Source organism: bacterium (assembly GCA_040753555.1).
Taxonomy (GTDB): Bacteria; UBA9089; UBA9088; order UBA9088; family UBA9088; genus JBFLYE01.
Map to the genome: position 1 here is coordinate 1 of JBFMDZ010000094.1, position 8,277 is coordinate 8,277.

The 8,277-nt window shown below is 36.5% G+C and carries 10 protein-coding genes; all 10 read right to left on the bottom strand.

The window, feature by feature from the left end:
• Positions 1-312: 312 nt before the first annotated feature.
• The gene (rpsO, locus tag AB1630_08215) at positions 313-570 is read right to left on the bottom strand and encodes a 30S ribosomal protein S15 (protein MEW6103776.1); all 258 of its coding nucleotides are present in this window, start codon (positions 568-570) and stop codon (positions 313-315) included.
• A gap of 33 nt (positions 571-603) precedes the next feature.
• Complete coding sequence (locus tag AB1630_08220) at positions 604-1,083, bottom strand: Lrp/AsnC family transcriptional regulator (GenBank protein MEW6103777.1); 480 nt, start codon at positions 1,081-1,083, stop codon at positions 604-606.
• Positions 1,084-1,085: 2 nt separating this feature from the next.
• Positions 1,086-2,153 carry a glycosyltransferase gene (locus tag AB1630_08225; GenBank protein MEW6103778.1) on the bottom strand — a complete coding sequence of 356 codons (1,068 nt, stop codon included), beginning with the start codon at positions 2,151-2,153 and terminating at the stop codon, positions 1,086-1,088.
• A 21-nt stretch (positions 2,154-2,174) separates the two neighbouring features.
• Positions 2,175-3,074, bottom strand: a complete 900-nt coding sequence (locus tag AB1630_08230) for a radical SAM protein (protein MEW6103779.1) — start codon at positions 3,072-3,074, stop codon at positions 2,175-2,177.
• Positions 3,046-3,633 (bottom strand): hypothetical protein, encoded by a 588-nt coding sequence (locus AB1630_08235; GenBank protein MEW6103780.1) that lies wholly within the window; start codon positions 3,631-3,633, stop codon positions 3,046-3,048. The genes AB1630_08230 and AB1630_08235 overlap by 29 nt, the downstream gene beginning before the upstream one ends.
• A gap of 23 nt (positions 3,634-3,656) precedes the next feature.
• Complete coding sequence (locus tag AB1630_08240) at positions 3,657-3,905, bottom strand: YgiT-type zinc finger protein (protein ID MEW6103781.1); 249 nt, start codon at positions 3,903-3,905, stop codon at positions 3,657-3,659.
• Positions 3,902-4,213: a DUF4258 domain-containing protein gene (locus tag AB1630_08245; GenBank protein ID MEW6103782.1), complete on the bottom strand. Its 312-nt coding sequence runs from the start codon at positions 4,211-4,213 to the stop codon at positions 3,902-3,904. Before AB1630_08245 ends, AB1630_08240 begins: the two co-directional genes overlap by 4 nt.
• Positions 4,214-4,246: 33 nt before the next feature.
• Positions 4,247-6,604 (bottom strand): HEAT repeat domain-containing protein, encoded by a 2,358-nt coding sequence (locus AB1630_08250; GenBank protein MEW6103783.1) that lies wholly within the window; start codon positions 6,602-6,604, stop codon positions 4,247-4,249.
• 138 nt (positions 6,605-6,742) lie between these two features.
• Positions 6,743-6,958 carry a hypothetical protein gene (locus tag AB1630_08255; protein ID MEW6103784.1) on the bottom strand — a complete coding sequence of 72 codons (216 nt, stop codon included), beginning with the start codon at positions 6,956-6,958 and terminating at the stop codon, positions 6,743-6,745.
• Between the two features lie 14 nt (positions 6,959-6,972).
• On the bottom strand, positions 6,973-8,277 hold a 1,305-nt coding region (locus AB1630_08260; GenBank protein ID MEW6103785.1), incomplete at its 5' end, for an HD domain-containing phosphohydrolase.

The window sequence follows — 8,277 nt, forward strand, 5'->3', positions numbered from 1 at the left end:
CCGTAAAGAAGCAAAAGAGAGTAAATATTGGTTGGAGTTGATAGATACAAACCATTCTGAAAACTCTAATGTTTAGAATTTTGAATTTAGATATTGTTTCGTGCTTCGTGCTTCGGATTTCGTGCTTAATTCAGATATTGTTTCGTGCTTCGGATGTATGTGTTTAGCTCCTTAATATGTGTTAAAGCTTCCTCATCAAAGAGCCAGAAATCGCTTTGTTTAATTGTTTAGCTTTAGCTAAACACGTACAAAAAATGGCATTTTTAAGGGGATGGTCGCGTAAGTTTGGTTAAGAATAAAGATATGATATACTTACTTTCTTATCTTAAGCTTTTTAATGAGAGAAGCATATCTCTTGTTTGATTTCCTTTTGAGGTAATCAAGAAGTTTTCTCCTTTTATTAACAAGCCTTATCAGGCTTCTTCTTGTTTGGAAATCCTTTTTATTTGCTTTAAAATGGCCTGTTAGGTTGTTAATCCTTGCGGTAAATATAGAAACCTGAACCTCTGTCGAGCCAGTATCTGTGCTATGAAGCCCATATTCCTCAATTATATCTTTCTTTACTAACATAATAAAAAGTATAAATTAAGCAAGTAATGGTTGTCAAGGCATCATTTGTATCCTCTTATCCTCTTCTTTCTCTAATTTTACACCATCTACCTTGTATTTTTTAAGGATAAAGTGGGTTGTTGTTGATTGAACATTCTCTATTATGGCAAGCTTTTCTGCAACAAAATAGGCAAGCTCCTTCATTGACTTTCCACTTACTACAACAGCAAAATCATATGCACCAGACATAAGATAGAGGGAGTGAACCTCAGGGTATTGGCAAATCCTCTCTGCAATAGCATCAAAACCCCTATCCCTCTCTGGTGTAACCCTTACATCAATAAAGGCAAAGACCTTTTCCTCTATTGTCTTTTCCCAATCAATGATGGTCTTGTATTTTATAATAACCCCATCGCTTTCAAGCTTTTCAATCTCTTTCTTTACCTCATCACCAGACATCCCAAGCATAGTCCCTATCTTCTCATTGGATGCCTTAGCATCGTTCTCTAGAACCTCAAGAATTTCTTTCTTCATATTCATCCCTCCTTAAGGATAGCCTTTGCAATATCTAGGCTTGCATAGGGCTTTGAAAATTTTAAAGCATTTTCTTTCATTTCCTTTATCTTTTCTTTATTCTGTAAAAGCTCTTTTAAAACATCGGGTATATCATTATATTTTGGCATAATAGCTACTCCTTCGTCTATTAAAATCTTTGCATTTGCCTCCTCCTGACCTGGCACTACCTCTGTAATAACAATAGGAAGCCCCTTGCTAGATGCCTCCATAATCCCTACACCACCTGGCTTTCCAATAATAATATCAGATATTTCCATAAGCTCATAAACATTATCAACAAAGCCAAACACCCTTCCACTTATTCCATATTTCTTAAGAGAAACCTCTAGCCTCTTTTTAAGACCCTTATTTTTCCCTGCAATAACTATTACTTGAAATAGCTCCCTATCCTTTGCCAATTGTGGGATAAACCTCTCTATATGTCCAAGTCCATATCCTCCTCCCATCTCCAGGATAATTGGATGTTTGTTGAAACCAAAATCATCCTTTTTTCCATTGCTATTCTTTGAAAATTTAAGGGATATGGGAATTCCAATTACCTTTATTTTTTCTTCTTCTATTTCCATTTTTAAAAGAAGCTCTTTTGTGCTTTTGTGTGGCACAATAAAAAGATCAACATTGCCTTTTATCCCTATTGGATGGCAATCAAAGTCTGTTGCAATTGATATAATTTTGAAATTTCTATTTTTTATTCTTGAAATGCCAGATGTAATGAATGGATGGGTTGAACAGACACAATCAGGTTTTTCCGCCCCAATTATCCTTAATACCTCATTTTTTATTCCTTTATCAATATACCCTGTATTAGAGTAGAATATTTTTTGCTTATAAAGAAGGCTCCAAAGCCATCGAGCATGCCTTGCCATCCATAGATATGAAAAATTGATAAACCAGCCAAGAATTGTATTTTCAAGGAGAATATAGGATTTTGCAGAATTTCCATCTAATGTATTTATTGCGCTGCAAATTGCCTCTCCTGCCTTAATATGCCCCATCCCAGCCCTAATAGAAAAAACAATTACCTTCATAACTAAAAACTCAAAATTATTCTAAAACCCCCTATACAACCCAACCCTCTTTGCTTCACTTATTGCCTTTTGGTATTCATCATATTTTATTGTTCTTGCTATTTTTGGAAACCTATTTGCCTGATATAATGGTCTGTATTGGTCCATAATGTTTATATAGGTATCCTTTGACAAAGAAGCAATAAATTCAAGGATATTGTGTGTTCCTGCCTCATTATTTGGAAGAACAAGATGGCGGATAAGAAGCCCTTTTTTTGCAATTTCCTTTTCTACAATAAGGTCTCCTACTTGATTGTGCATCTCCTTTATTGCGCTCTTTGAAACCTCAAAATAATCGGGTGCATTTGAATAAACAGAAGCAGGTTCTCTTTCTGAATACTTCATATCAGGCATATAGATGTCTATTATTCCACAAAGGAATTTTAATGTTTCAACCCTCTCATATCCACTTGAGTTATAAACTATTGGTATAGAAAGACCATTTTTAGAGGCAAGATATATAGCAGAAACAATTTGTGGAACATAGTGTGTTGGTGTTACAAGATTTATATTATGACACCCTATTTTTTGTAAGAAAATCATTTTAAGAGCAAGTTCATTCTCTGTTATCTCTTTTCCATATCCAAAATGGCTTATTTCATAATTCTGGCAAAATATACACCTTAAGCTACAATGGGAAAAAAATATTGTTCCAGAGCCATTTTCTCCAACAAGCTCATCTTCTTCTCCAAAATGTGGGCTTACAGATGAAACAATGAGATCCTTTGGTGCCTTACAATACCCAATTTCTCCCTTTATTCTATTAACCCTGCACTTCCTTGGACAAAGCCTGCATTCCTTAAGGATTTCATAAAGGGCATCTTTTTTCCTTAAAAAATCATCGTCAGAAAGATTAAGGTAGGCTGGAAGAAGGTGTTCCAATTTTAGTAAGATTGCCTATCCTCTCTTTTGCATATTTCTTTAAATAATCATCCTTTAGCTCAAGCATTTTATAGTATTCTATTGCCTTCTTGAGGTCTCCCTTTTCCTCCTCAATATTTGCAAGGTTAGCCAGGCTAGATGAAGAAATAACATTATTTTTATTTTTTAAAAGGGGTTTGAGGGTTTCTGTTGCTGTTGCATAGCCCTTTTGTCCCTTCTCTGATGCACCTTTGTAAAGCATAGCAATATCAGAAAGGCCTCCTCCTTTATGCTTTGAAATAAAGGATTGAAATTGTCCCATCCCACTTGCAAGCCTTGCATCATCTTCTGAATAATGGTAAGAGAATATAGCATGAGAAAGTTCCTCACCTGGTGTATTTATTGCCCTTTTTATAAGGAAGTTTAGGGCTAGTAAAAGAAGAATGGCTCCTCCTAAAATAGCCCCTCCTACCTTTATTTTATGAGGATTTTCCTTGATATAAAGCCCTGTTTTTTGAATTGCCTCAAACAATTCATCCCTTCTTATCTCTTTCCTTGTTATCCTCTTTATCCTTGGCATAATAATTCAACCTCAGCAAAAATTTAAATCTCTATAAATTCTTCTATAGGAAGTATAGTTTCCCTTTTAGCCTTTTTACCAGAAAGATATACAGCATTGAAATCTTCCTCAATCTTCCTTAAAGTTTCTGCAGAGAAATACTGTTCTTGACAATATTCACATTCCTCACAGGGAACATTATTTACCACAAGGAAACGGTCATTATGTTTGTAGATATATTGGACATACCTTCCTCTAAAATTTTTGTTCCCACAAAAATTACAAACCTTCATTTTTCACTCCTTTCATAAGGTGTTTTAAATTTTGGTGGACGAGGTATATACACAGTTATTATCACCAACCAATCTCCTCTTCTACCACAAACGATATGTATTGGTTTTCCTGTTTCTGTAAATCCTACAACCAAGCAGCTTTCTCCCCTTCCTGTATCTTCATATTGTTCTAATATTCTACCTCTCATTAAGGCTTCCTCAATCTCTGCAATTGCAAGATTATCATTTTGTCTTTCCCAATCTCCATGTTTTGAAAAGTAATACTCACCTTTTATAATCCGTTCAAATATCCACTTTATTTCAAACATGCCATTTAAAGCAAAGTTCTATTTTTTCTCTTTTCACATCAATTTTTCTATAATTGTCTGAAACCTTCCATCTACCTTCTCTCTTAAATTCTCTGCTTTTTCCATTATCTCCCTTTTTTGTTTTTCTGTTTCCTCCATAACCATTTTTATTAGCTCCTCTTTGCTTATATCTTTATCCTTTGGGATAAGGCTTATAATGTATTTCAGGGTAGCCTCATCAAGACCTGTAAGCTTGTTAGCAATTATATCTTTAGCACTTTCTTCTACCAAAGCAGGCACTTGTGCCTCTTGTGGTGGCACCTCTTCAAAACCCTGTGCAGGAGAAGGAGGAAAAAATGGAAATCCTCCATAGCTAGACTCTTCTTCTACCTTCTCTTGTGCTGGAGGAGGAAATTCAAATTGCTCCTCCTTTTTTTCTGGTATAGATGGATAAAATCCCTCTTCCCTTTCCATTTGAGGCACTGGAAAGCGAAAATCCTCAGTTTTTCTTGTCTTTACACCAAGACGCTCTATTATTTGAGAAACAGCTGGTTGACCAATTTGACCCAAAGCTGTTGTAACTGCCTTGCTTACCCTAGGGTCAGAATCTGCTAGTGACCTTGTTAAAGCAGGGATTGCCTCCTTGCTTCCAATTTTACCAAGGGAAATTGCAGCAGATTGCCTGATATACCACTCGTTATCCTTAAGCCTTTCAATTATTGCAGGAACAGCCTTTCTATCCCCTATCTCACCTAATGCTGTAACATATGCCTTCCTTACATATGGATGGTAATCTCCAACAACAGTTAAGGCTTTGATAAGGGCAGTAGAAGCATCAGCATCCTTTGTTTGACCAAGTGCTAATGCAGATGCCTCTCTTACATACCATTTATCATCCTCAAGGGCGTTCATCAAATGACCGACAGCATCCTTTCCAATCTTTCCCAAGCTAATAGTAGCTGCCTCACGAACATAGGGATGGCTATCAGAGAGTGCTTTCATAAGATGTGGAATAGCTCCCTTTCCAATTGAGCCTAGTGCATTAGCTGCTCCCTCTCTTACATAAAGGTTTCCATCGCCCAATGCCCTGGTAAGTCTAACAATACCTGGTTCTCCTATCCTTATCAATGCTTGAATAGATGAATGACGAACATACGGATGGTTATCGCCAAGCCTCTCTATCAATGGAGCAACCAAATCAGGATTTTTTAGCTGTCCAGCAGCAATTGCAGCTGTTTCCCTTATAAATGCATTTGGGCTTGAAAGGGATGATATAAGAACAGGAACAACAGCCTCTCCCATTTTGGCAAGGGATGTGGCACATGCAACCCTTATATTTTTATTTGGAGCATTCATAACTGTTGTAAGTGCTGAAATGGTTTCTGGTTTTGCCAGGTCTCCTAATGTAAGGATACAAGCTGATTTTACACCTTCATCCTCTTCAATGACAAGCCTTTTAGCCAAAGCACCTGCTTCGCTTTCTGCCTTTAAGTCTTTTAAAACAATAACTGCTGTTGCCCTAACGCTTGGATTTTCATCCTGCAGGGCTTTAACAATGCTTGGTATGGCATCCTCCTCTTCCATCTCTGCCAGAGCTATTAAAGCAGAAGATCTGGTCTCTGGATTATCATCCTTTGTTTTTTTAATAACTATAGATACAGCTGGTTTTCCAATCCTGCCCAATGCCTTTCCTACAGCCTTTCTAACAGAGGGGTCAGTATCATTCAAAGAATTTACAAGGAATTTTATAGAAGATTTTCCAATTCTTCCCAAAGCAACAATAGCAGACTCTCTTAAAGATGGATCCTGGTCTTTTAAAAGATGAGAGAGGGGAATTACTGCTTTTTCACTTTTAATCCTTCCAAGGCTAACACAGGCTGCAGAGACTACAGGCTTACTAAAATCAGAAAGCCTACTTATAAGATAATCTGCTACATTATCGTTTCCTATCTGACCCAATGAAACCACAACAGCCTGCCGAACAATTGGCTCATCATCATTCAATGCATTTTTTAAAGGCTCAATTGCAGATTGGTTTTCAATCTGACCAAGGGTTATTGCAGCCTGTCTTCTTATAAATTTGTCAGGATCAGCTAATCTTTGAGAAACAATATCAACAGCCTCAGATGCCTTAATTAACCCAATCGTTTCTAAAGCTGCTAGGCTTGTGTTTCTATCCCCTGAATTTTGCAATACATCAATCAAAGCAGGTATTGCCTTTTTTCCTATCTGGGTTAGGGCAAAAACAGCAGCAGAACGAACCTCCTTTTGTCCATCAGAGAGGGTTGAAATAAGCTCTGGGATAGCAGGTTCTCCTATATGACCAAGTGCTAATGCTGCAGCTTGACGGATGTTTAGCTTTTCATCTTTAAGCTGGGGCATTATCTCGCCAATTTTTATTACTTCAGGCATCTTAAAAATTCAAAGTGCAAAACAAACTTACATTTATTTCAACTTTTTCGTATGTGTTTCTTGATATTTAAAAATCCCTATTAATATCAAACCCACAATAATGAGTCCTATAGATACGACATAGATAGCCTCCATCTTTTAATCCTCCTCTTCTGGCGTTATAAAATATGCAATTATTCCTATACCTATTGTTAAAACAAAACCAGCCAATGCCCCTTTAAGATCAAATCTTTCAAGAATATTTCCTATCACAATAATAGTTAAAAGGTATTTAATTACATCAAACAATGTAGTTGAAATTTTGTTTCGTCTATTATAATTTTTAATCTCCATCTTTAGTTTTGCATTTTGCATTTTGCATTTTGAATTTATTTTATTGCTCCCTTTCTTTTTAAGATTATGAGAAATTTTTCAACCACATCTGTGTTAAACTGGGTTCCTGCATTCTTTTTAAGCTCAGCTGCTGCCTCCTCAATAGACAAAGCATTTCTATATGGACGCTCAGATGTCATAGCATCAAAGGCATCTGCAACATTGATTATAGAAGCACCTATATAGATATTTCCATTCTTTTCTCCATAGGGATAGCCCTTTCCATCGGGTCTTTCGTGATGGTATGAAACAGCGGTCATAACATCCTTGTGAAAACCAGCAGGCTCTAATATCTTTGTCCCAATCACTGGATGCTCCTTTATTGCCTCAAATTCCTCATTGGTTAATCTACCTGGCTTAAGTAAAATATCCTCCTTTATCCCTATCTTTCCAATGTCGTGAAGAAGACCTGCAATATAAAGCCTTTCAATTTCCTCAGGAGAGAGATGAAATTCTTTGGCAATTGAGCTTGTGTATCTTGCAACAGCCTCTGAATGACCCCTTGTGTAATGGTCTTTTGCCTCAACTGCGGCAATTAGTGTTTTTACTGTAGCAAGGTATGCACTCTTTATCTCAGATGTCAGGTTTGTGTGGATAATTGCGGCTGCTGCAAGGTTTGCAAGAAATGATAAAATAGAAAGGTCATATTGGGTAAATGGGCTAATGTTATTCATTCTATTTACAGAAAGGATGCCAATGGTCTCATCCTTTACAGAAAGCGGAACACAGAGGGCTGATTTTATCTTACTCTTTGATTTGTTTAAAAGAAGGGGTTTTCCTGTCTCTACGACCTTTCCTGCTATCCTTTCTCCTATTTTTGTTTTTGTTGTCTTTATAATATCTTCTGAAAGTCCAACAGAGGCTTTTATTGAAAGCTCCTTTTTATCCCTATCAAGTAGCATCAAAGAACCTGTTTCACCTTTTAGCTCAGAGAGGGCTGATTTCATAATGATATTAAGAAGCTCTTCGCTTTGTAGGGAAGAGGACAAAAAACCAGATACATTTGAAAGCCTTTTTATAGTAGCCAAATTGCTCTCCTTTATTATTTTATTAAGAAAACCCTCTGATTTCTTAATGACCTCTGCCGCATTATTGCTATTATCGCCTACAATAGAGGATAGGGCTAAAAGATGAAGGGAAGAGAGCCTATCTATTGGAAAATCTAGGAATCTTTTTATCCTCACCTTTGTTTTTTTTCCATTTGCTAAAAACTTAATGAGATTTTGGGCATAATCCTTAACCACACTATTCTCCATTCTCTTAATGATAAAAAGATTTTGCATTTTTGTCAAGTAAGCGAT

Excerpts from the sequence above, each read along its gene's own strand:
- AB1630_08250 (MEW6103783.1), bottom strand. The coding sequence starts at position 6,604 with ATGCCTGAAGTAATAAAAATTGGCGAGATAATGCCCCAGCTTAAAGAT.
- AB1630_08220 (MEW6103777.1), bottom strand. The coding sequence starts at position 1,083 with ATGAAGAAAGAAATTCTTGAGGTTCTAGAGAACGATGCTAAGGCATCC.
- AB1630_08235 (MEW6103780.1), bottom strand. The coding sequence starts at position 3,633 with ATGCCAAGGATAAAGAGGATAACAAGGAAAGAGATAAGAAGGGATGAA.
- AB1630_08240 (MEW6103781.1), bottom strand. The coding sequence starts at position 3,905 with ATGAAGGTTTGTAATTTTTGTGGGAACAAAAATTTTAGAGGAAGGTAT.
- AB1630_08255 (MEW6103784.1), bottom strand. The coding sequence starts at position 6,958 with ATGCAAAATGCAAAACTAAAGATGGAGATTAAAAATTATAATAGACGA.
- AB1630_08245 (MEW6103782.1), bottom strand. The coding sequence starts at position 4,213 with ATGTTTGAAATAAAGTGGATATTTGAACGGATTATAAAAGGTGAGTAT.
- rpsO (MEW6103776.1), bottom strand. The coding sequence starts at position 570 with ATGTTAGTAAAGAAAGATATAATTGAGGAATATGGGCTTCATAGCACA.
- AB1630_08225 (MEW6103778.1), bottom strand. The coding sequence starts at position 2,153 with ATGAAGGTAATTGTTTTTTCTATTAGGGCTGGGATGGGGCATATTAAG.